Raw genomic sequence first — 20983 nt, 5'->3', positions numbered from 1 at the left:
GCTCCTATCCATTTGCAATTTCGTCTAAATAGCTCCAACGCTCGATTAATTGCTCGTATTCCTGATTTAGTTTTTCAAGATCAGACGTCAGTTGTTGAAGTTTTGTAAAGTCCGAACCAGCTGATGAAATTTCATCTTCAGTTGTCATAATTTTTTCTTCAACTTGAGCAATTGTATCAGCAATCGATTCCCATTCTTTCTGCTCTTTAAATGATAGCTTTTTCTTTTCTGATTTCTGTTTCTCAACTTTTGGCTTTTCCAGCTTCATTTCTTTCGCTTCCTGTTGCAGCTCGGACTCGCGTTTTGCTAAATAATCGGTATAGATATCCAGGCTTTCCGATACACCGCCTTTTCCATCCAAAATCCACAGCTTTTTCGCAATACGGTCCAAGAAGAAACGATCGTGACTGATTGTAATAACAACGCCAGGGAAATTTTCGATGAAATCTTCAAGTACACCCAATGTTTCGATATCCAAATCATTCGTCGGCTCGTCTAAAAGCAATACGTTTGGCTGCTCCATCAATAGACGAAGCAAGTGAAGTCTTTTGCGCTCACCGCCCGATAACTTGCTGATCGGTGTCCCGTGTGTGTTCAGCGGGAATAAAAAACGTTCAAGCATTTGCGATGCAGAGTAACGAACACCGTCAGAATCGGTAATATCATTTGAAGCTTCACGGATATAATCAATCATTCGTGCATTTTCATTCATAGCAGGCAATGCTTGTTTAAAATGCAGACGCTTTACTGTGGACCCGACAATTACCTCACCTTTGTCCGGTTCAATTTCCCCTGCAAGCATGTTAAGGAGTGTCGATTTCCCGTAGCCATTTGCGCCAATTATGCCAATACGGTCCCCGTGCTGCAGTAAAAATTCGAAATCCTGAATAATGACTCGGTCTCCATAAGCTTTAGAAATCCCATCCGATTCCAATACTTTTTTTCCTAAACGTGTTGTTGCCAGTCCTAATTCCAGATCCGTCTGATCATTCGAACGGTCGATTGATTCATCTAATGCATCGAAACGCTGAATTCGTGCCTTTTGCTTTGTTGTACGTGCCTTTGCCCCACGGCGTATCCATTTTAATTCCGAACGGTAGCGGTTACGTAGTTTCGCCTGGGAAGCTGCATTCATTTCTTCACGAATTGCCCGTGCTTCCAGGAAATCCCCATACGATCCTGTATGACGGTACAATGTTTTATCTGCCAATTCATAAATATGTGTTGCTGTTTCATCCAGGAAATAACGGTCATGGGTAATAAAGATGACCGCTCCTTTTAGACGTGCTACCATTTCTTGCAGCCATTCCGTCGATGTGACATCCAAATGGTTCGTTGGCTCGTCCAGTAAATATAAGTCTGCCGGTTCGATTAATACTTTTGCCAATGCAACCCGTTTTTGCTGTCCACCCGAAAGGCTCGTTACTTGCTGGTCAAACATATCGATCCCAAGCTTCGTTAATGCTTGCTTTGCCAAAGCATTGACGTCCCAGGCATTTTCCGTGTCCATTTGTTGCTGTAATCGAAATAGTTCATTTTGCAGCTTTTCCGATTGCGGATTTTGGGACAATGCCGCTACCGCCTCTTCATAGGCACGGTTTAACTGTAATATTGGTGAATCTCCGCTAAATACAGCTTGTAAAACCGTTAAATTTTGCGGAAATTGGGGATCTTGTTCCAAATAGGCAATACGGTATTTATTCGGATGGTCAAATTCCACTGTATCCGCATCTTGTTTTCGAGCGATAATCGATAATAAAGTAGATTTTCCTGTCCCGTTTATCCCGATTAATCCTGCACGTTCCCCGTCATAAATGGTAAATTCAATATTTTGAAATAGCGTTTTATCGCCAACTGTTTTTGTTAAGTTTGATACGATTAAATGACTCATGAAATCCCGTCTCTTTCTTTTTTTAACTGCTCTAAAAATTGTACCATAAAGGCATGACGTTCTTCAGCCATTTCGCGCCCTTTTGCAGTTACCATTAAATCTTTCAATAATAAAAGCTTCTCATAAAAATGCGTAACAGAGGCTGTGGATTGACTGCGATATTGTTCTTTCGTCATATTTACACGCACTTCTTCTGCATCATCATATAACTTGCGTCCTTTCGCACCACCGTATGCGAACGTCCGCGCAATCCCTACCGCACCAATCGCATCCAGTCGGTCTGCATCCCGGACGATTTTCGATTCAACTGTTGTAATTTCCCGTTCATTGCCCCCATTAAATGAAACCTCTGCAATAACCGTTTGGATATGTTGTTTTTCCTCTTCCGTTAAATCAAGTTCATCCAGGATCCGCTGTTCCTGCTGTTTATCGACAGCATATTTTTCGTCACTGACATCATGCAGCAGCACGGCTAAACTCACAATTTTTCCACTTGCTAAAGGTTCTGATTTCAGGATTGTCATAGCGTTTTGATAGACACGCTCAATATGTTGAAAATCATGGCTTGCATCCATTGTTTCATAAATTTCTTTTACTAATTGTTCACAACGTACGATTACTTCGGACATGTTACATTCACCATTTTCTTTTTATAGTTTACATAATTATATTACCACGAGAAGTGGGATGACTTCAGTTATTTGACATGTTTATTGCTAAAAGATTCCGTCTTCTCCACTCTTGCCCTAACCCCCTCCTTAGCAACTTTTACACGAAAAATCAAGTATCCTTCATTATGCGGAGATAATTTTTGTCTAAAATGTGAACTAAATGCTTGTTTTTTACAAATTCGTGACATATACTAGAAATAATGAAACATAAAACAGGGAAAAGGAGTGTTAATTATGCAAAGAATGATGCAAGCTGTAGCACCAAATATGAATGAAAGTCAACGTAAGGGACTAATTGTTATTTCACCAATTTTAATTGGATCGGTTGCATACGGATTAAGTGCCACTTTTATGATTGCGACTAACCTTCTACAAATCATGTTTTAATGGACGAACGTAAATTTAAACTAAATATTCACAGCAAATAAAAGAAACGTATTCGAATGAATAATCAAACGAATACGTTTCTTTTACTTTTATTAATCGCTCCGGCGTTATTTTGTCCTCAGACAGCAATTTCTTGTCGGTCGCTATATATTTTCATTTTAAAATAATCCAAGTGCACTTCCGTCTTCAGCCACATCCATATTCAGTGCTGCCGGCTGTTTTGGCAAGCCTGGCATTGTCATAATATCCCCAGTTAAGCAAACAAGGAATCCCGCACCTAACTTCGGAAGAATTTCACGAATTGTAACAACGAAATCGGTTGGTCTGCCTACTAAGCTTGGTTGATCCGATAATGAATATTGTGTTTTCGCCATACAGATCGGCAGAGTGTCCCACCCATTTTTTTCGATGACTGCTAACTGTTTTTTCGCAGCATCCGTTAATTGCACACCTGCACCACCATACACCTGTTGTACAATTTTCGTTAATTTTTGTTCCACGGTTTCTTGCAAATCATATAAATGGTGGAAAGTATTCGGCTGTTCAATTACTTCGAGTACTTTTTCGGCAAGCTCAATACCGCCTTTACCGCCTTCTTCCCAAACATTCGTGCGGGCAATCCGAACTTCATTTGCTGCGGCCCATTGTAAAACAGCTTTCAGTTCCTGTTCAGAATCCGTAATAAAACGATTCAAGGCAATGACCGGCTCTAACCCAAAGTTACGAACATTGGCTACATGCTGTGCTAAATTGGCAATACCTTGTTTTAATGCGTCCACATTTTCTTCCACTAAGTTAGCCTTTGCTACACCGCCATGCATTTTTAGTGCACGAATTGTCGCAACAATAACAACAGCGCTCGGTTTAAATCCTGCTTCACGTGCTTTAATATTTAAAAACTTTTCCGCCCCTAAATCGGAACCAAATCCTGCTTCTGTTACAACAATATCCGCAAGTTTACGTGCTGTTTGTGTTGCTGTAATTGAATTACATCCATGGGCAATATTGGCAAATGGTCCTCCATGGATCAGGGCCGGTGTGCCTTCAATTGTTTGAACCAAGTTTGGATTCATTGCTTCCTTCAAAATAAGAGCGAGTGCTCCTTCTACTTGTAAATCACCTACAGTTACCGGATTACGATCATACGTATAACCGATTACAATGCGTGCTAAACGCTGTTTCAGATCTTTCAGGCTTGTCGCCAAACAGAAAATGGCCATAATTTCAGAAGCTACTGTAATATCAAATCCGTCTTCACGAGGTACGCCTTGCATCGGACCTCCTAACCCGACCGTTACATGGCGCAGTGCACGGTCATTTAAGTCCAGTACACGCTTCCAGACAATTCGTCTTGGGTCAATGTTCAATGCATTCCCTTGGTGGATATGATTATCAATCAATGCAGATAATGCATTATTCGCAGTCGTAATTGCATGGAAATCGCCATTGAAATGCAAATTGATTTGCTCCATCGGCAATACTTGTGCATAACCGCCGCCGGTAGCACCGCCTTTTACACCCATTACCGGTCCTAATGAAGGTTCTCGCAAAGCGACCATTACTCGCTTATCCAATTGGTGCAATGCATCCGCCAAACCGATTGTTACCGTTGATTTCCCTTCTCCTGCAGGTGTAGGACTTATCGCTGTTACAAGCACCACGTTCGCCGTTGCTTCACCACTAATTTTACTTGTATCAATTTTTGCTTTAAAGCGACCATATTGTTCAACCGCATCCAATGGAATTTGTGCATTTTCAGCAATTTCCAAAATTGGCTTCATTGTCGCTTTGTTGGCTATTTCAATATCTGATAATGGTTTTTTCGTAGTTGTTGTCATGCTTTGCCCTGCTTTCTATATGTAGTCACTTTATTATAGTCTGTTTTGTCTGAATTAATCAAATACGCTTTAGCGTATTTGCGTCCAGATTTGGCTTTGCGCTGACGCAAAGAACTCCTTACCAAATCTGTGACATCTGCCAGCGGCTACTTCTATTAGCGTGTCTTATTTACACTAATAGAAGTCAAATATAAAAAGCGATGTAAATCGACAAATTATTGACAGTTCTTATCCTTATAGTATATAGTTTATTCGTAATATTCTGGAATCTTCATGTTTCATCAATTGATTTTGACAGTATCGGAGGAGAAAGCGGATGCACCAAGGCACTGTAAAATGGTTTGATAATGAAAAAGGTTATGGATTTATAGAATCTGCAGATGGTGAAGATGTTTTTGTACACTTTACTGGCATACAAGAAGAAGGATTTCGTTCACTGGATGAAGGACAAGTGGTTGAATTCGATTTAGTCGATGGTATCCGGGGTCCACAGGCAGCGAATGTTATAAAAAAATAGACAAAGCTGTAAACGAAAGATTTTCATCGTTTACAGCTTTTTTTATTTCTTATTAATTTCGTATTGTGCACCATCAATTGTAAAATGCTTTTGCTCTGTCGCACCTGATATGACGACCTTTTTTATGCCGTAGCCATGTTCGAGCATATAATCCCAGACGACTCCATCACCGATCGGCTTGACAAATATAAGCTTCACTTCATCAAGCAGAATAATTGAGTATTCTACATTCTCTTCCACATTGACCTTTTTTAAAATTGTCGCACCACATAGTTGGGCAATTTGCTCCACTGCATCAAAATTCGGTACAACAAAATGGACAGCCTGAAGCGTTAAATTCCCTAACGGATGTTGCGCTATAATACCGCGATCCGTCAGTTCTTTACGTCGAAGTGTATCCGCTTCATCCCATTGAATGAAAAAAGGGAATTCAATTTTCGATTTCGGGTGACCAATATAAAGCAGTTGCCAGCTTACTTCAGAGCCGTCTTCCCGTTTTCGGGAATAACGTTCCGGTCCAACTACTTCCAAACCTGCTTGCGCAAATAGCTTCGCATCATGTTCAATTGTCGTTGTACGAACAGCAAAACGCGTCAATCCATCACGTCGGCGATTTTCTTTATAGCTCGCATGTAAAGAATACTTTTTATTTGCCGCTTCCTGAAACTTTTCTTCATTTTCAATGCCGATCAATTCAATATAAGCCAAATCAAAGTAGCTTAGTGTATTATATGTACCCCACGCTTCATGGCTTCCTCCCGGCACAACATGAAGCCCTTCTTCTTGTAGTTTTAACAATGTCTGTTCTGGATATGGAACAAAATGGACGAGATGATCGAACTGGTACATGCTTCAACCTCTTTTCAGTTTAAAATAGATTAAATATTCTAAATTATAACATATATAGACAATCGAAAATGAGCAAACTCCATTTAAGAAAGGACATTGATTAATGTAGTTGCAGCGTTCTTTTTCCCATCAACTTTAACAGTCTCCCCTGATTTATGAATAATATAGTGAGGCTCCATCGCACCATACAAAGATTTGGAACTATTTGCGACCATATAATCCGCTTTTGCCGTTTCCATTCTTGCAGAAGCTCGTTCCAACAAATACGTTTCATCATCCGTTGCTTCCAGTTTAAAACCGATTAATGTTGTTTCAGGCGCCCAGTTTTTAATTTGTGCCAATATTTTCGGCGCTTTTTTAAAATGGATAATCGGTGGTTCATCCGATGGCATTTTCCCTTTTTCCGTCAGCTCATGGCCATGCTGATCGAACACTTTGTCAATAAGCCAGTCTGAGCCGGCCACCGCCATAATGACATAGTCTATTTCCTCGGACTCAAGAATTGTTTTCAGCTTTTCTCCTAAGTCCTCAATTCCTTCAAATTTAATAAGCTGCATCTTATTTTGATGTTCCGGCAGCTGTGTAAATACACCGTGCATATATATGACGCTCGCACCTTTTTCAAGTGCGGCTTCTGCTAAATAGCACCCCATCGTCCCTTTTGATAAGTTTGTATGGCCGCGGACATTATCCCATTTTTCAAATGTCCCGCCACTCGTTATTAATACTTTTTTTCCTGTCAGCATTGTAGTTTCCCCTTTTAGTGTTCTTCGTTTTCCAGCCATTGCTTTAATATTTCCACAAATTTTTGCGATGCCGGTGACAGCTTCTGCTTTGTCGATAAACCGAGGATCCGGTAACTTTCCTGTACTAGAGGCAGTGCCTTTACAGTATCCGGCAGCATCGAAATCGCCATTTCAGGCAGTATGCTAATACCTAGATTATGTTCTACCATTGATACGATGGCTTTTTCGTCATAAAGTTCAAAACGTATATTCGGAAATACACCATATTTCTCAAATGTTGTCATAACATCATTTGTTCCTTTATAGGAAGGCATTATAATCGGAGTATCTTCAATTTCAAATAAATCGATCTCTGCTCTATCATAAAGCGGACTATGCGACGACACAATACATAACAGCGGGTCGCGTTTTAGCGGCATAAACTCGAACTGTTTGGAGCTTGTCCGATTTAAAAATCCGCAGTCGACTTCCCCCTGTAATAGCCACTGTTCAATCTCATAATAATCCCCTTCGCGCAATTCAATACGAATACCCGGAAACTGCGAATCCATAATATGAATGATGTTCGGCATCCAATGTGTAGAAATCGTCGATATTAGGCCAATTCGAACTGTCCCTTGGCTTACACCTATAATATTGGATGCGGTCTGCTGCAGATGCTCCTCCGCCAACAATACTTTGCGCATTTCATAGAGCATTTTCATACCGTCTTCAGTCAGCGTTACACCTGTACGATTTCGGTGAATTAAATTAAATCCAAATTCCTTTTCCAAACTTGAAACCGCATGACTTACTGCCGATTGCGTCAAGCCCAAAATAGAGGCCGCTTTAGTAAAGCTATGTACTTCCGCCACTTTATTTAAAATTTCGTATTTTACTAAACTCATTATAATTCACTCCACTAATAAATTTTAAACATGAATTATTTTCATATCAATCATTATAAACATTCGTTTTACTAATCACAACATCGTGTTTTATACTGTTTTATAACAGGTCAGATTTGTAGATGATACAACATTTTCAATCTATTAATCTTATAGTTAAATTTGGCGTATAATACATATTTTTACTGGTTATTTAAAACTTACTTTTTAGAAATGTGGTGACATCTTTGAGTTTACAAGGAAAAGCAAATATTTTAATGGTGATTGTTACAATGTTTTGGGGGCTATCGTATACATTCATGGTCATGGGCCTTGAGAGTTTGGAAGCTTTTAATGTTGTGGCACTTCGATGCTTAATCGCATTTATCATTGCAGGGCTAATCTTTTTACCGAAGATGTTGCGTGTAAATATTAAAACGATTTTATATGCATCGATACAAGGCTTTTTATTGTTCACGATATTTGCCTTATCCCTATTAGGATTAAAAACGACTTCAGCAGGTAACGCAGGCTTTATATTAAGTCTAACGGTTGTACTAGTACCAATCATGACAAGCTTCATTGAAAAACGGCTTCCTTCGCGAGCAGTAAGCTTTGCCGTTGTTGCTACGATGATTGGAATTACGGTTCTGACATTGAAAGAATCTCTGACATTCCAGACAGGAGATTTATTGGTTGCGATTGCAGCAGTTTGCTATTCAATCTATTTGATATTAAACAGCAAATTTACTAAAAATGTTGAATCTATTTCTTATGGTGTCTATCAGTTAGGTATTGCCGGCTTGTTTGGCGCAGTGTTCACAATGATGTTCGAATCTCCAATGTTCCCTTCCAATTCTTCAAGTTGGATTGCTGTACTTGGATTAGGTATTATCTGTACGGCATTTTGTTTTATTGCTCAAGCTGTTGTACAACAATATACTTCTCCCACACATACCGGGTTAATCTTTTCACTTGAACCGATTTTCGCAGCTCTTTTCGCCATGATTTTCCTGGGCGAAGGATTGACTGCACAGCTTGTGATTGGTGGCGCATTTATTTTAATCGGCAATACTGTTGCTCAGTTAGAACAATTTATAGCAATGAAAAAAATTCCGGCACCTACTCACTCTGAAACTACGTTATAATAGGTAGAGACATCGCATCGAGCGTGCAATGTCTCTTTTTTTATAAATTAATGATAGAATTAACTCTATTATTGTTCTATTTTTATGTAAAGTTTAATATAATGTAAAATGCAACAATTTTTCTGATAGTTCTAAAAACATAATCAGTTTTCATAATAACAATCTGACGTTATTATTATTAGTAGCAATACTGCGACATTAGTATTTAAAAGTTGTATTAAAGGAAGTGTTACAATGATTGGACGTAATGACCCATGTCTATGCGGTAGTGGAAAAAAATACAAAAAATGTTGTGAAGGAAAAAATCAAGTAACTTCACAAAACGTTTTCCAAGATGAAATCGAAAACGTATTACAAACTTTCTATAGTAATTACCCAGAACGAAAAGATATCCGTGAATTTATGGAATTGGTTCGTACATGGGCACCGAAACTAGAAAAAAAATTACACAAGGAATTAGTGGAAGCTGTTGCTTTGGACGAATACTTCTTCCATCAACGACCTGATATTTGGCAAAACTTCTTAGCAAAAACAGCTAAAAAAGCACTTCGCCCATCTATGATCGAATTATTGAAATCATGGGAACAGCCGATTTTCTTCATCGGAACTGTCGAAGATGTGCAAGATGATTACTTTACAGCTATCTCTGCTTTAACTGGCACAACATATCATATTCAGCGAGAAAGCCACAAATCAATCCCTCTAGGAATGCGTGTGTTCGCCTTTTTATTACCGGATGGTTCAAACAAGGAAAACCACGTATTAGCTGTCTCTACACTAATCTTCTTCCATAAAGAGCATGCGATTTCGTTTGAACAGTTTACAGAAGCGTACAAAACAAGTCGTTTACCTGTTGAGCAATTCACAAAAGAAAACCATTTATTATTATGGGAAGGTTTAGTCGAAAACGGCTATGAAGGGGAAGAATTTACACCATTCGAGCAGGAAGTAGTCGAACAGTTAAAAGCATTCATGACTGAAAAAGCGATTAATAATGAGAGCTTCGTAGCGTTGGTTGAAGATTACTTAATCGAAAAGCAGCCTACAGCACGTAAAGCGGGAGCGATAGCAGCCGGTGCAGTAAGATTTGGTCAGGAGAACGATTTATTTGATCAAAAATTCACTGTAAAAGAAATTGGCGAAAGCTTCAGTGTTTCCCCATCTTCTTTAAATAAATATTATCAGGAATTAAATGCTTTCTATAATGAAAAGCAACTTGTTAATAGTTAAGCACAAAACAGAAAAGCTACTTTCGAGACGTCGAAAGCAGCTTTTTATTATGCCTTTTTTTCACAATAAATCCACAAAAAAACAACTTGTAATATAGTAGTTATGCGCTACTCATTACAAGTTGTCTCTCCCTTTATAATAAAAAAGGATTAAAAAATAAAGAAATTTTTCAACGGTAACCACTCCGCTGAAGTATTTACCTATTAAAAATAAATCTGTACCAGAGATTTATACTAGGTAAATAAGAAATACTTAATTATTATATCAAAAAAACATTATTATTCAATAGTAAGAAGAATGTTTTAAAATTATTATTTTTCGGAAACTTTCATTATCTCTTTTCCAAGAAACTGAAGCTGTTCCCCTACCGTACAAGATTCAATGCAGAAACGGTGTGCACCATGTTTACCTCGTTCTTTGCGAAGGTCCTGAATGACTAGACAATCAGCACAGTACATATCCATTAATTCATCAATATCTTTCATAACATCTACTTTATTCAAGTCATGTACCTCCCATTAATTTGTTTTACTATTGTACGCTATTTTTTTATTTTCTCCAACTTACATGTATTTGTTATACTTAAATGAACAGGACATAAAAGGAGCGAAATTATGCTAGAAGTCTATATAGATGGTGCCAGTGCCGGCAATCCAGGTCCTAGCGGGATTGGAATATTTATAAAAGGTGAAGGACAGCATGTAAAAATCAGTGAACCAATCGGTAATACGAACAATCATCAGGCTGAATTTACTGCGCTTTTACGTGGTTTGGAAGAAGCATTGAAAATCGGTTCTTCCTTTGTTTCCGTGCGCTCCGATTCAAAAATTGTTGTAAGCTCAATCGACAAAGCTTATGTGAAAAATGAGGACTTCAAACCTTATTTAGAGCAGGCCCTCTCATTGATCGAACAATTTGACCTATTTTTCATTAAATGGATTCCGGAAAAAGAAAACAAAGCAGCAGATGTTCTTGCACGTGAGGCCATATTGAAAAATAGTTAGGGCTCTTCCATGAAGCAATCGGATAAGCGGTAAAAATTATTAAGAAATCCTTCATTTTCAACCAAATTAATATTCAAAAATCTCTAAAACTAATTGTGGTAAAAAACGATCCATCTATTCCATTTAAGGAACGATGAATCGTTTTTATTATTGTTCAATTTTGTGTTTTTGACGATTAAGTACCAGCATATAAAGCGCAAATACGACAATAATGATGAATGCCGCAATGTAATATACAAATTCATAGCCAAGTTTCACTGCTACCATCCCCAATAAATATGACCCGATAGCAATCCCTATGTCAAACAGCGTAAAATAAGTGGCCGTTGCATAGCCGCTGCGCTGGATCGATGTTGACTGGATACAGAGTGACTGGAAACTTGTTGTTAACGTACCGTACCCTGCACCGATAAAGATTGCCGATAATAAGAACGGTATTTCCTGATCTGCATTCCCTAGAATAATCAGCCCTAATGCAAAAATAAAGAAGGACGGAATAATAACAAATTTTGCGCCTATTGTATCATAGATTCTTCCTGTAAATGGACGAACCGAAATCATTGCAACTGCAAATACCGCAAAGAAATAACTTGCAACACTCAGAAAGTCTTTCTGCTCGGCATACAGAGATAGAAACGACAGAACACTCGCATAAGAAAACGCGATCAAGCTAGCTAACGCGGCAAGTGGCAAGGCACTTCGTTCAAATAAATCATTAAATGAAAATTTAAAGCTGCGGTCTGTTACTACTGGTTTTGGCAAGTCCTTTGTTTGAATAGTTAATGCCAGTAAACCGCCAATTGCCACCAATACAGATAATACGATAAATAGCACATCAAATCCTGAATATTGAATAATGAGCAACCCAATAAAAGGACCGAATACGACAGCTAAGTTCGTAGACATTGCAAAATAGCCCAATCCTGCTCCTTTACGTCTTTTCGGAATAATATCGGCTGCTAAAGAGCCCGATGCAGTCGTTGCAATACTAAACCATATCCCTTGGAAAAAACGAAGTGCAAGCAAAAGCAGAAAAGGTTTAAAAAATAAGTACAACACTGTGCATGCAAAGTAAAGTACAAGACTTAAAATCAACAATCTCTTCTTGCCAAAGAGATCTAGCAGTTTTCCGCTGAATGGACGAACGATAATCGCTGAAATTAAAAATACCGTGACAAGGAGTCCGGAATCGTCATCCGATTTCCCTAACTCGCCGATAGCATATAATGGCAATGTTGTGATTAATCCGTAAAACACAAGGAATATGGACATATTTGTAAAGAATAGACTAATAAATCGTTTCGTGAAAATTTTATTTGTTTGTTCTTGAAGCTCCATTTATTCTAACCTTCCATCTTTTTTAGTAAGTGAATTAGGAGCACCTGTTCTTCCTCAGACAGATTATCAGTCATTTTTTTCTCGAACGAAACGACGGATGCTTCTATTTGAGGAAATTGTTCAATTGCTTTGGTCGTTAAATCAATCATTTTTTCACGTTTATCCGCTCCGTGAGCTCTCTCCACCCATCCAAGCGTCTCCAGACGAGTGACTGTTCGCGTAACAGTTGGCGCTTCTACATCAAGGTATTTCCATATAGCTGTGAGTGTCATTGGTCCGTTTTGATGCAATAAAAAAAGAACCGTCCATTGTGAGCTGAATAGTCCATGCTGTTTTAAAACATCATTTAACTGATTTACTAAATAACGATTTTGCTGAAAAAATATATGAAATAACGGATTCATCGCAATCACTCCTTATTTACCTAACTAAATAATTTACTTTCCCATTCTACGCTTCCTAAAAACCTAAGTAAAGTAATTGAGATAAAAATGGCAAAAAAGAAGCATTTAAACTATGTTGCTAGCCTAAATGCTGTCCTTTATTTTCTGCTGTGCTCACGAATATTCAACAATGCACCAATTGCACCGGAAAATCCGCAATCCTCTAAGAAAATAGGTTTATGTTTTTTTAATATAGTATAATGTTCAATTACCTTTACAAGCTGTTCATTGTCGATCAGCGTTGATCCTATATATACGATATGCTCTGTCTCATGCTGTACGGCAAGCTGAATACTTAACGTGGAAATCACTTCACCGATGAGACCCTGTGTTGTTGCCAGTACATTATTTTGTTCAAATTCACGTTGATCGGTAATCCCGACCTTCCCGAAATTACTGGCTGTTAAATTCCCGTCAATCGGTGTATCCATTCCTTGATAAATATCCTTTACGAGTAAATCAATGCCTTCCCGCTTTCCTTTGAAAGCGTTTGCTTTTATCTCATCAAAATCTGAAATTCCGGTCATAATCGTTGATAGTCCAATCAGGGTACCTCCGCCTACTCCAGTACCGCCAACCCTGGCATGAGTATTGCCATCCATATAATGAATCGATGTACCCGTACCGATATTTGTAATGATACTTTGATCTATTGTGTGGCCTTCTTTCTCCAGCAAATAGCGCACACCTTTTAAAGTTGCTTCAAATTCTACAATATATTCAATCGACTTCATCGTCTTTAAAACGTCCAGCAATTGCTCTGTGCGTCCTCCAGTTAAGCCGATTTCTTCCACTTGAGGATGATTTTCCAACCATTCTTTTACTAAATGCATTTCGTTAGATGGAAAGACCGTTAATTTAAGCTCCTGACGTTCATCTAAATAGGCAAGCTTTGTTAACGTACCCCCTGTATCAATTCCGATCCATGCTGACATAAATTAATCTCCTTTATTATCCCACGAGTGATTCGTACCCCCCTATCATAACGTAATAGGAGTCGGCATTAAAGAAAAAATTCTCCTAAAAACGGAGAATTTATTATACTTGTATTATATTTTCCTCGATTAATGCCCGTTTATAAAACTCAGAAACAAACATATGCTCATACTTATTAAGTAAACGTAAAACCCTTGCTTCGTATGTATTTGTAGGTTCATCATCCAAATTAAATCTTGCAATAATCTCTTCTTTTTTCAATAAATTTACTAATGTCATCACTTCTGTTTTTGGTAAAGTTACTTGATGTAATTTCAATATTTTTGACATTGAACGTAATGCCGTTCGTGAAATTAAAATTTTACCGGACATATTTTCGGAAATCTGTTGCAACAGCTGCTTTGCCTGCACATTCGGTTTAATCGAAACTTTTTCCACTGTTGTCATTTCCCCATCTTCTCCTTGACGTTCAACCATTTGAACAGTAAAAGGAAGCTCATCACGGAAAGTTTCCATTGATTGAATCGTTATCCCGTTATCCTCGATTTTGCAATTTGTCGCAGAAATGACAAGCTCATATGTCGTTTCCAGCATTTTGAAATTTGTCAGCAATAAAATAAAATCATTCGTCTGCTGCTGTTCAATGATTTTATCTCCATCCACTTTAACAAAGATTGAGAGCAGACTTGCCGCATCAGCTAATGCCCGGTGCTGTGTTTCGTTTTCCAATCCAAGCTGTGCCATTAACCCGCCTAATGAAGGCTGCTCTTTTAAACCGTTTGCAATCATATATTTTTGCTGAAAATCGATCATTGGATATAAGCAATCGTTTTTTATGTAATTGCGTGACAGCTCTTCTTCTAATACTTTCCGATCAAATTCACCAAATGTCAAAAATACATAATCCTGCTTACACCAGCGTTTAAATTTAGTAAAAGCTTCTTTAAAAGAAGGTGCATCAACTAGCTGCTCTGTAGTAATACCAGTTAACTTTTGAATATGCGCATTCAGCTTTTTGAATTTATAAGGCTGAATAAGCTGCGTAAATGTTTCTGTTGTACCATCTGGCAACCATTTAACCGCACCAATTTCAATAATATACTGCTTACCGCGTATAAGGGCGGCTTCTATATCTATACTTATATATGTTTTCGTTCGTCCCAAATTTTTCACCTACACCGAATATATCTATATTTAATAGGTAATGAGTATTCCTATTAAAGATTAACCTCTTTCATTGTATATGAAAATTTGTGATATGACACGATAATGTTCGTTTATTCCATACAATTCGTGTTAAAAGGCTCGAAAAAATGTGATTTTCTTATAAATACTTATCATTGCCATTAACTAACCTTCAAATTTATTTTAACAAACCATCAATGAACCTGGTTTTTAGTTTTTCCCAATCTTCCACAATGACACTATACATAATGGTATGACGAATTGTTCCTTCTTTTCGAATCATATGATTGCGTAAAACACCTTCTTTTACTGCACCAATGCGTTCAATGGCTTTTTGTGAACGGTAATTTTCGTGTCCTGTTTTAATTTGAATACGATTTAAATTAAGTACTTCAAAACAGTATTGGAATAATAAAAACTTACAATTTGTATTAATCGCTGAACGCCAAACAGTCGGGTTATACCACGTAGCCCCTATTTCCAACCGTTTATGGGGAAATGAAATATCAAGAAAAGATGTACAGCCTACAATGTTATCCGTTTTTTTCTCGATCACCGCAAACATATACGAAATGCCTTTTTCTCTTTCTTTAATCGCATTTTCGATATAGTTCTCAACTGCTTCCTGCGTAAGCAATGTTACCGACATATGCTCCCAAATCCGCTCGTCATTCGCAGCATTTGCAATAGCTTCAATATCGCTCATTTGGACCGGTCTTAATTTGACGATGTCGTTTTCTACTATTATTTCTTCCATATATTTCTCCTTTTCACTTATTCAAATTTCGGTGATTTTAAATAATTGTTCGTCATAATCGAACATTGCATTTTTCATTACTGTACTTTTAAAAAGTTCGGTTACTCTATAAGCAGCCTGCTCAATCGCTGTAGTGCCTACTAATGTCGGATAACTACCCATTAATTGCGTTACAAAATCTTTCTCTAATGTATGATAGGCTTTAAATTGATGAAGCTTTTTTTGTTCATTTAATATTTGGACTGTTAACGTAAACTCCCGCAATACTTCAAGCATCTTCATCGCATATATTAAATTCCCGCGTCGAACTTCAATACGCAATTTTCTCAAATGATAGGCATATTCAAATGTAATATTGAACTTTTTCATATAAGGCTGATCTTGCTGTAAAAAATTTTCATTTTCTTCAATCATTTTTGACTGAACTCCACCATTACGATCAAAAACAAGTTTCCATAAAGGGGATTTTACATTCAGTTGAGTGGTTGATAATACAGATAAATTCATTTCTAGTCCATTTTCAAAGAAAGGTATAAGTAAAAAAATCTCATCGCTGAACTTTCCTTCCTTTATATAAAAGGCACCCATCCTTTGTAGCTCAGCTTTAATGAAATCTTTTGCCAAACTTACCTGTTCTGTCGTTGCTATCATTAAATCAATATCAGAGTATTGATCACTGTAGCCAATAGTTCCAGAGCCTAACTGGATAATTCCTTCCACATCCTGGATTCCTTTGATCTTAGATACTACATTTCGAAAATAATTTTCTCTTTCGCTCTTTGTATACATTTAGCATGACTCCTATATTCACTATCGGATGGATTGCAGTTGAGATAGGTTGCGCACAAATTCCGAGAACTTTTTTTCTTCTTCAATAACCGGGTGGTGGTTACTTTCTGCAAATGTCGTCAATGTCGCATTCGCCAGTAAATCTGCTGCTTCCACTGCAAATTCATATGGACATTGCGCATCGTATAAACCACCGTATATATAAGCTCTTGTTTTCACAGTCGGTAATTGTGGTCGCAAATCGAAGTTGGGCAGCTCTTTATATGAAAAATAATCCAGTCTTTTCGAAACTGTTTTTCCGCTGTTCGGACGACTTATCATATTGTCATAGTTTTGTTCTTTATATAACGACATAAGCGCCCATTCTTTAGAACCCGCTCTTCTTTGTTCGACCGTTGAAGATGGATCTCGAAGCATCGCTAAAATCTCAAGAATTCTTTTATTGTTCGGATTTTCCTTGCAGTAAATACTTGCGGGATGATGCATATATTCTGCAGAAGCACAAAGACCGCCAGCTACGAGAAATTCTACACTTTCCGGATGCAAAATAGCATAGTTTAATGCCAGCATCCCGCCTGTTGAATGCCCGGCAAATCCCCATATGTCATAACCCAATGCTAAACGTATTGCTTCCAGATCCTCTACGCTATCGTGCATGCCATACTTAAAAACAGACACATCATCCGTTGATTTTCCACAGCCACGTAAGTTCACTAAATACACCTTATAGTACGGGACAAACATTTCCGCAAAGCGATTTCCGTTTTCGTTAAATTCACTGTATAAATGCGTTACACAGACCGGATTCCCTTCGCCTTTTGTAAAAACTTCAAAAATTCCACGCTTCGTTTCAATTAGCTGCTGTTCCCACATAGTCCCACCCCTTATTTTTCCAATATTCTAATAAATTTTCGCATAGTTGGTCTGGGGATACAATGAGTATTTAATATTTTCATCTTTATATTTAAACATCGATTAAATACTATTGAGGACTTTTAAGTCGTTCAAAGAAAATTTAATTCTTTACATACTTTCCGGTGATTTTATTCCTAATAACTTCAAACCATCCTTTAAAACGGTTGCTACTGCAAAACATAACTGTAAACGACTTTCCAGCTGTTCATCTTCCACTAAAATCTTTGTATTTGCATAATATTTATTGAACATCCGCGCTAATTGCAACACATATTTTGCAATTAAGGAAGGATCTACTTGTTCGAAACTATCTGTAATTACTTGAGGATATTGTTGCAGCAGCTTAATAACTTCCCAAGCTGAATTCTCTAATTCCTTCACCGTTACTTCATTACTTGCTGTAAACTTTGCTTTTTCTAAAATGGAATGGATACGGGCGTGCGTGTATTGTACATAAGGACCTGTTTCACCTTCAAAATTCAACATTTGAGGTAATGAAAATTCAATATCGTTTAAGCGGAAGTTTTTTAAATCATTAAATATTACCGCGCCAATCCCTACTTGGTCAGCAACATTGTGTTTATTATTTAACGTCGGATTTTTTTCCTCTATATTTCTCGACGCTGTTTCCACTGCTTCTTTTAATACATCCTTCAATAAAATGACTCTCCCTTTACGTGTGGACATCTTTTTCCCATCTTTCAACATCATTCCAAATGGTACATGTTTCAGATTTCCCGACCATGGATAGCCCATTTTTGAGATAACTTGAAATACTTGTTTGAAATGCAGTGTTTGCTCATTCCCTACCACATAGAAAACTTGGGTTGGTTCATATTGCGCCTGTCTATAAAAGGCTGCAGCTAAGTCACGGGTAGCATATAATGTTGCACCATCCTGTTTTGTTATTAAACAAGGTGGCATATCTTCAAGCTCAACAACATTTGCACCATCCGACTCTGTGAGTAATTGCTTCTTTTTTAATTCATCAACAACAGGCTGCATTTTGTCATTATAAAAAGCTTCCCCTTCATACGTATCAAACTGAATATGAAGCTGCTCGTAGATTTGCTTAAATTCTTGTAAGGAGGCACTTTTAAACCAGGTCCATAATGCCCTTGCCTGCGGATCATTATCTTCGAGCGCTTTAAATGCCGATCTTGCTTCCTCATTTAATGATTCATTTGTCTCTGCCTCATCATGGAACTTCACGTATAGCTTCAAAAGTTCTTCAATAGGTGATTGTTGAACACGTTCTTTTTCTCCCCACATTTGGAATGCCACAATCAATTTACCGAATTGGGTACCCCAGTCGCCAAGATGATTTACCCGAATGACATTGTATCCGTTCTTTTCTGCAATATTTGCAAGAGCATTTCCAATGACCGTAGATCGAAGATGCCCCATTGAGAATGGCTTTGCAATATTCGGTGATGAAAAATCAATCACGATATTCTTCTGCTGTATTTCTTGTTGTCCATATGATTCGTGAGCGATCATAATTTTGGCCATGACGTCTCTTGTCACCTGTAACTTATTTAAAAATAAATTTATATAACCTCCAACAACATAAACTTCCTGAATAAAATCACTTTTAATATTGTCGCCTATTTCCAGAGCGATAACGTCTGGGGCTTTCTTTAATGATTTAGCAAGCGTAAAGCATGGGAAAGCTATATCCCCTAAATGCTGATACTTTGGCTTTTCTAATAGCTGTTCAATTTCGGTATTTGTTATTATTTTGTGCGGCAAAGCATCTTGAATTATTGATGCGATTTTTTTATACATATTATCTCCTCCCAATATAAAAAGCCCCCGTCTCAAAAATAGAGACGAGAGCTTCGAATTCCCGTGGTACCACTCTAGTTGCCACAAATTGTGACCACTTTCCATTAATAACGAGGTGACTCCCCGGCAGGTCCTACTTATATTCAGACTGCTTCTCCAAAGTGCGCTTCATTTACATATTTTGCACCAGGCTCTCACCAATCCCCAGCTCGCTTACCAAAACAATTGTAAATTACTGTCTTTTTCATCGAATTTAAATTTACTGAATTATATCCATTAAGGATAATCAAAGTCAATATAAATTGTATGCAAATTTAATTACTAAATAACCGTTGTTATTAGATAATCTGAAGTGGATATTAGTCAATAGCGACTATATTTTAGAAAATTACCGCAAATATAGGCAGTATGCTAAGTTTTCCCGTTACTAAGGGGGCTTTCAGATACCTGGAATTGCCTTTATTAGAACAGTTGATACGTTTATTAGAAGATGCTTATGACATATTAGAACAACTGGACGCTTTATCCGACAATCTTGACCACTTATTTGAACAACTGACAAATATATTAGAAAATGAGGTTTTTATTAGAAGCTTTTAAAATATATTAGAACAATTCTCAAGTTTATTAGAAAATAAATTCACTCTGATCGCAACGCATAAAAAAACTACTGAAATCATTGTCTCAGTAGTTTTAGTTCAGTAAGCCTTTAGCAGCGGCATAACTTATATTTATTCATTTCCCTTAGTTTCAGGGATGCTTGAGAAAAATTTGCGTCCAATATAGGTTTGGACAATTAAGAATAACCCTCCGACTGCCCAGTACAGTGGGAGTGCAGCCATCGAAGACAATGAAATAATGACAATCATAATCGGCGATACGTAAATCATCAGTTTCATTTGATTCTTCTGAGCTTCTGGTACGGTTTGAAGCGAGACTTTCGCTTGTACAAAATAAACGACACCTGCGATTGCAGTCATCCAAATATCTGTAGAGCCAAGGTCAAACCATAGGAATGAATGTGTTTTAATTTCAGCTGAATATAAAATCGCATAGTATAAGCCCATAATAATCGGCATTTGTATAAGCGCTGGCAGGCAGCCCATATTTAACGGATTAATATTATGTTCTTTGTAGAGCGACATCATTTCCTGCTGAACTGTCATTCTTTCTTCCGGAGTTTTTGCTGCTTTTAAACGTGTCTGGATATCCTCCATTTGCGGGCGGACAAAATCCATTTTCACTTTCATTGTAGCTTGACTGCGGTAAGTTTTAAGCATAAACGGCATTAGTACGAGACGAATAATTAAAATAATAGCAATAATAGCCAAACCATAGCTGCCGTTAAATAATTCACCAAATGTGTTTAGTGTCCAATCCATCGGACGTACAAATGTTGAATAGAAGAAGCCTTCTTTGTTCTCAACACTCTCACAACCTGCCAGTAAAAGTGGAACGGTTAGAAGGAAAACACTAAGTTTTAAGTTTTTCATAGTTCACCTGCTCAACAATCTTGTAATTCGTTTATATCTTAAAATATTTTTCAAAAAAAGAACAGTAATTACTCTTATAAATATTAAGTATTTTTAATATGAACACAATAAAAATTAATATTTTTTACACTTGCACTCCCAGATCTCCGGTGTTATGCGGTTTTGGAGACATATTTATACATGTATTCATCC

21 protein-coding genes and 1 other annotated feature are annotated in these 20983 nt (G+C 37.5%); of the genes, 5 read left to right on the top strand and 16 right to left on the bottom strand.

What is annotated here, in order from left to right; translation table 11 throughout:
• Positions 1 to 4: 4 nt before the first annotated feature.
• Together MHH37_RS07515 and MHH37_RS07510 are read right to left on the bottom strand one after the other, a co-directional pair.
• Positions 5 to 1891 carry an ABC-F family ATP-binding cassette domain-containing protein gene (locus MHH37_RS07515; RefSeq protein ID WP_342575680.1) on the bottom strand — a complete coding sequence of 629 codons (1887 nt, stop codon included), beginning with the start codon at positions 1889 to 1891 and terminating at the stop codon, positions 5 to 7.
• Complete coding sequence (locus tag MHH37_RS07510) at positions 1888 to 2520, bottom strand: phosphohydrolase (RefSeq protein ID WP_008404728.1); 633 nt, start codon at positions 2518 to 2520, stop codon at positions 1888 to 1890. The genes MHH37_RS07515 and MHH37_RS07510 overlap by 4 nt, the downstream gene beginning before the upstream one ends.
• A 276-nt stretch (positions 2521 to 2796) precedes the next feature.
• On the opposite strand from MHH37_RS07510, the gene MHH37_RS07505 reads away from it, so the two are divergent.
• Positions 2797 to 2949, top strand: a complete 153-nt coding sequence (locus MHH37_RS07505; RefSeq protein ID WP_008404730.1) for a hypothetical protein — start codon at positions 2797 to 2799, stop codon at positions 2947 to 2949.
• 158 nt (positions 2950 to 3107) lie between these two features.
• On the opposite strand, the gene MHH37_RS07500 is transcribed toward MHH37_RS07505, so the two are convergent.
• Positions 3108 to 4787, bottom strand: a complete 1680-nt coding sequence (locus MHH37_RS07500; protein ID WP_065217158.1) for a formate--tetrahydrofolate ligase — start codon at positions 4785 to 4787, stop codon at positions 3108 to 3110.
• A gap of 316 nt (positions 4788 to 5103) precedes the next feature.
• On the opposite strand from MHH37_RS07500, the gene MHH37_RS07495 reads away from it, so the two are divergent.
• The gene (locus tag MHH37_RS07495) at positions 5104 to 5304 is read left to right on the top strand and encodes a cold shock domain-containing protein (RefSeq protein ID WP_008404734.1); all 201 of its coding nucleotides are present in this window, start codon (positions 5104 to 5106) and stop codon (positions 5302 to 5304) included.
• Between the two features lie 42 nt (positions 5305 to 5346).
• On the opposite strand, the gene MHH37_RS07490 is transcribed toward MHH37_RS07495, so the two are convergent.
• The 3 genes from MHH37_RS07490 to MHH37_RS07480 all read right to left on the bottom strand — a co-directional run bounded on the left by MHH37_RS07490 (position 5347) and on the right by MHH37_RS07480 (position 7786).
• Positions 5347 to 6153 carry a VOC family protein gene (locus MHH37_RS07490; protein ID WP_342575679.1) on the bottom strand — a complete coding sequence of 269 codons (807 nt, stop codon included), beginning with the start codon at positions 6151 to 6153 and terminating at the stop codon, positions 5347 to 5349.
• Positions 6154 to 6236: 83 nt separating this feature from the next.
• Positions 6237 to 6899, bottom strand: a complete 663-nt coding sequence (locus MHH37_RS07485) for a phosphopantothenoylcysteine decarboxylase (protein WP_065217160.1) — start codon at positions 6897 to 6899, stop codon at positions 6237 to 6239.
• 14 nt (positions 6900 to 6913) lie between these two features.
• Positions 6914 to 7786 (bottom strand): LysR family transcriptional regulator, encoded by an 873-nt coding sequence (locus MHH37_RS07480; protein WP_014824237.1) that lies wholly within the window; start codon positions 7784 to 7786, stop codon positions 6914 to 6916.
• Between the two features lie 227 nt (positions 7787 to 8013).
• Here MHH37_RS07480 and MHH37_RS07475 point away from each other — a divergent pair, with 227 nt between their 5' ends.
• Positions 8014 to 8913: a DMT family transporter gene (locus tag MHH37_RS07475; RefSeq protein WP_339264203.1), complete on the top strand. Its 900-nt coding sequence runs from the start codon at positions 8014 to 8016 to the stop codon at positions 8911 to 8913.
• Positions 8914 to 9147: 234 nt separating this feature from the next.
• On the top strand, positions 9148 to 10143 hold the full coding sequence (locus MHH37_RS07470; RefSeq protein WP_008404739.1) for an SEC-C metal-binding domain-containing protein: 996 nt from the start codon (positions 9148 to 9150) through the stop codon (positions 10141 to 10143).
• A gap of 311 nt (positions 10144 to 10454) precedes the next feature.
• Here MHH37_RS07470 and MHH37_RS07465 read toward each other — a convergent pair whose 3' ends face one another.
• Positions 10455 to 10646 carry a zinc-finger domain-containing protein gene (locus MHH37_RS07465; protein WP_008404740.1) on the bottom strand — a complete coding sequence of 64 codons (192 nt, stop codon included), beginning with the start codon at positions 10644 to 10646 and terminating at the stop codon, positions 10455 to 10457.
• A 111-nt stretch (positions 10647 to 10757) separates the two neighbouring features.
• On the opposite strand from MHH37_RS07465, the gene MHH37_RS07460 reads away from it, so the two are divergent.
• Positions 10758 to 11147, top strand: a complete 390-nt coding sequence (locus tag MHH37_RS07460; protein WP_339264201.1) for a reverse transcriptase-like protein — start codon at positions 10758 to 10760, stop codon at positions 11145 to 11147.
• A gap of 147 nt (positions 11148 to 11294) precedes the next feature.
• Here the strand turns inward: MHH37_RS07460 and MHH37_RS07455 are convergent, their stop codons facing one another.
• The 9 genes from MHH37_RS07455 to yidC form a co-directional block, all read right to left on the bottom strand.
• Positions 11295 to 12485 carry an MFS transporter gene (locus tag MHH37_RS07455; RefSeq protein ID WP_342575677.1) on the bottom strand — a complete coding sequence of 397 codons (1191 nt, stop codon included), beginning with the start codon at positions 12483 to 12485 and terminating at the stop codon, positions 11295 to 11297.
• A gap of 5 nt (positions 12486 to 12490) precedes the next feature.
• Positions 12491 to 12889 carry a MarR family transcriptional regulator gene (locus MHH37_RS07450; protein WP_342575675.1) on the bottom strand — a complete coding sequence of 133 codons (399 nt, stop codon included), beginning with the start codon at positions 12887 to 12889 and terminating at the stop codon, positions 12491 to 12493.
• Between the two features lie 137 nt (positions 12890 to 13026).
• On the bottom strand, positions 13027 to 13863 hold the full coding sequence (gene coaW, locus MHH37_RS07445; protein ID WP_014824241.1) for a type II pantothenate kinase: 837 nt from the start codon (positions 13861 to 13863) through the stop codon (positions 13027 to 13029).
• Between the two features lie 103 nt (positions 13864 to 13966).
• Positions 13967 to 15037: a 3'-5' exonuclease gene (locus tag MHH37_RS07440; RefSeq protein ID WP_340734911.1), complete on the bottom strand. Its 1071-nt coding sequence runs from the start codon at positions 15035 to 15037 to the stop codon at positions 13967 to 13969.
• 190 nt (positions 15038 to 15227) lie between these two features.
• Complete coding sequence (locus MHH37_RS07435) at positions 15228 to 15806, bottom strand: GNAT family protein (RefSeq protein WP_342575673.1); 579 nt, start codon at positions 15804 to 15806, stop codon at positions 15228 to 15230.
• Between the two features lie 21 nt (positions 15807 to 15827).
• Positions 15828 to 16595 (bottom strand): hypothetical protein, encoded by a 768-nt coding sequence (locus tag MHH37_RS07430; protein ID WP_342575672.1) that lies wholly within the window; start codon positions 16593 to 16595, stop codon positions 15828 to 15830.
• A gap of 21 nt (positions 16596 to 16616) precedes the next feature.
• The gene (locus MHH37_RS07425; RefSeq protein ID WP_342575671.1) at positions 16617 to 17468 is read right to left on the bottom strand and encodes an alpha/beta hydrolase; all 852 of its coding nucleotides are present in this window, start codon (positions 17466 to 17468) and stop codon (positions 16617 to 16619) included.
• A 150-nt stretch (positions 17469 to 17618) separates the two neighbouring features.
• Positions 17619 to 19298 (bottom strand): arginine--tRNA ligase, encoded by a 1680-nt coding sequence (argS, locus tag MHH37_RS07420; protein WP_342575670.1) that lies wholly within the window; start codon positions 19296 to 19298, stop codon positions 17619 to 17621.
• Positions 19299 to 19335: 37 nt separating this feature from the next.
• Positions 19336 to 19555 (bottom strand) — a binding site (T-box leader).
• Between the two features lie 474 nt (positions 19556 to 20029).
• Positions 20030 to 20791 (bottom strand): membrane protein insertase YidC, encoded by a 762-nt coding sequence (yidC, locus tag MHH37_RS07415; protein WP_008404756.1) that lies wholly within the window; start codon positions 20789 to 20791, stop codon positions 20030 to 20032.
• Positions 20792 to 20983 lie beyond the last annotated feature (192 nt).

This window comes from Solibacillus sp. FSL K6-1781 (assembly GCF_038630735.1).
Lineage (GTDB): Bacteria > Bacillota > Bacilli > Bacillales_A > Planococcaceae > Solibacillus > Solibacillus silvestris.
This window is presented reverse-complemented; position numbering and strand designations above follow the sequence as displayed.

What these genes read in the sequence shown, in the direction of transcription:
- MHH37_RS07505 (WP_008404730.1), top strand. Translation starts at nt 2,797, where the DNA reads ATGCAAAGAATGATGCAAGCTGTAGCACCAAATATGAATGAAAGTCAA.
- MHH37_RS07450 (WP_342575675.1), bottom strand. Translation starts at nt 12,889, where the DNA reads ATGAATCCGTTATTTCATATATTTTTTCAGCAAAATCGTTATTTAGTA.
- MHH37_RS07425 (WP_342575671.1), bottom strand. Translation starts at nt 17,468, where the DNA reads ATGTGGGAACAGCAGCTAATTGAAACGAAGCGTGGAATTTTTGAAGTT.
- MHH37_RS07485 (WP_065217160.1), bottom strand. Translation starts at nt 6,899, where the DNA reads ATGCTGACAGGAAAAAAAGTATTAATAACGAGTGGCGGGACATTTGAA.
- MHH37_RS07515 (WP_342575680.1), bottom strand. Translation starts at nt 1,891, where the DNA reads ATGAGTCATTTAATCGTATCAAACTTAACAAAAACAGTTGGCGATAAA.
- MHH37_RS07430 (WP_342575672.1), bottom strand. Translation starts at nt 16,595, where the DNA reads ATGTATACAAAGAGCGAAAGAGAAAATTATTTTCGAAATGTAGTATCT.
- MHH37_RS07435 (WP_342575673.1), bottom strand. Translation starts at nt 15,806, where the DNA reads ATGGAAGAAATAATAGTAGAAAACGACATCGTCAAATTAAGACCGGTC.
- MHH37_RS07490 (WP_342575679.1), bottom strand. Translation starts at nt 6,153, where the DNA reads ATGTACCAGTTCGATCATCTCGTCCATTTTGTTCCATATCCAGAACAG.
- MHH37_RS07480 (WP_014824237.1), bottom strand. Translation starts at nt 7,786, where the DNA reads ATGAGTTTAGTAAAATACGAAATTTTAAATAAAGTGGCGGAAGTACAT.
- MHH37_RS07495 (WP_008404734.1), top strand. Translation starts at nt 5,104, where the DNA reads ATGCACCAAGGCACTGTAAAATGGTTTGATAATGAAAAAGGTTATGGA.
- yidC (WP_008404756.1), bottom strand. Translation starts at nt 20,791, where the DNA reads ATGAAAAACTTAAAACTTAGTGTTTTCCTTCTAACCGTTCCACTTTTA.
- MHH37_RS07460 (WP_339264201.1), top strand. Translation starts at nt 10,758, where the DNA reads ATGCTAGAAGTCTATATAGATGGTGCCAGTGCCGGCAATCCAGGTCCT.
- MHH37_RS07500 (WP_065217158.1), bottom strand. Translation starts at nt 4,787, where the DNA reads ATGACAACAACTACGAAAAAACCATTATCAGATATTGAAATAGCCAAC.
- MHH37_RS07455 (WP_342575677.1), bottom strand. Translation starts at nt 12,485, where the DNA reads ATGGAGCTTCAAGAACAAACAAATAAAATTTTCACGAAACGATTTATT.
- coaW (WP_014824241.1), bottom strand. Translation starts at nt 13,863, where the DNA reads ATGTCAGCATGGATCGGAATTGATACAGGGGGTACGTTAACAAAGCTT.
- MHH37_RS07510 (WP_008404728.1), bottom strand. Translation starts at nt 2,520, where the DNA reads ATGTCCGAAGTAATCGTACGTTGTGAACAATTAGTAAAAGAAATTTAT.
- MHH37_RS07470 (WP_008404739.1), top strand. Translation starts at nt 9,148, where the DNA reads ATGATTGGACGTAATGACCCATGTCTATGCGGTAGTGGAAAAAAATAC.
- argS (WP_342575670.1), bottom strand. Translation starts at nt 19,298, where the DNA reads ATGTATAAAAAAATCGCATCAATAATTCAAGATGCTTTGCCGCACAAA.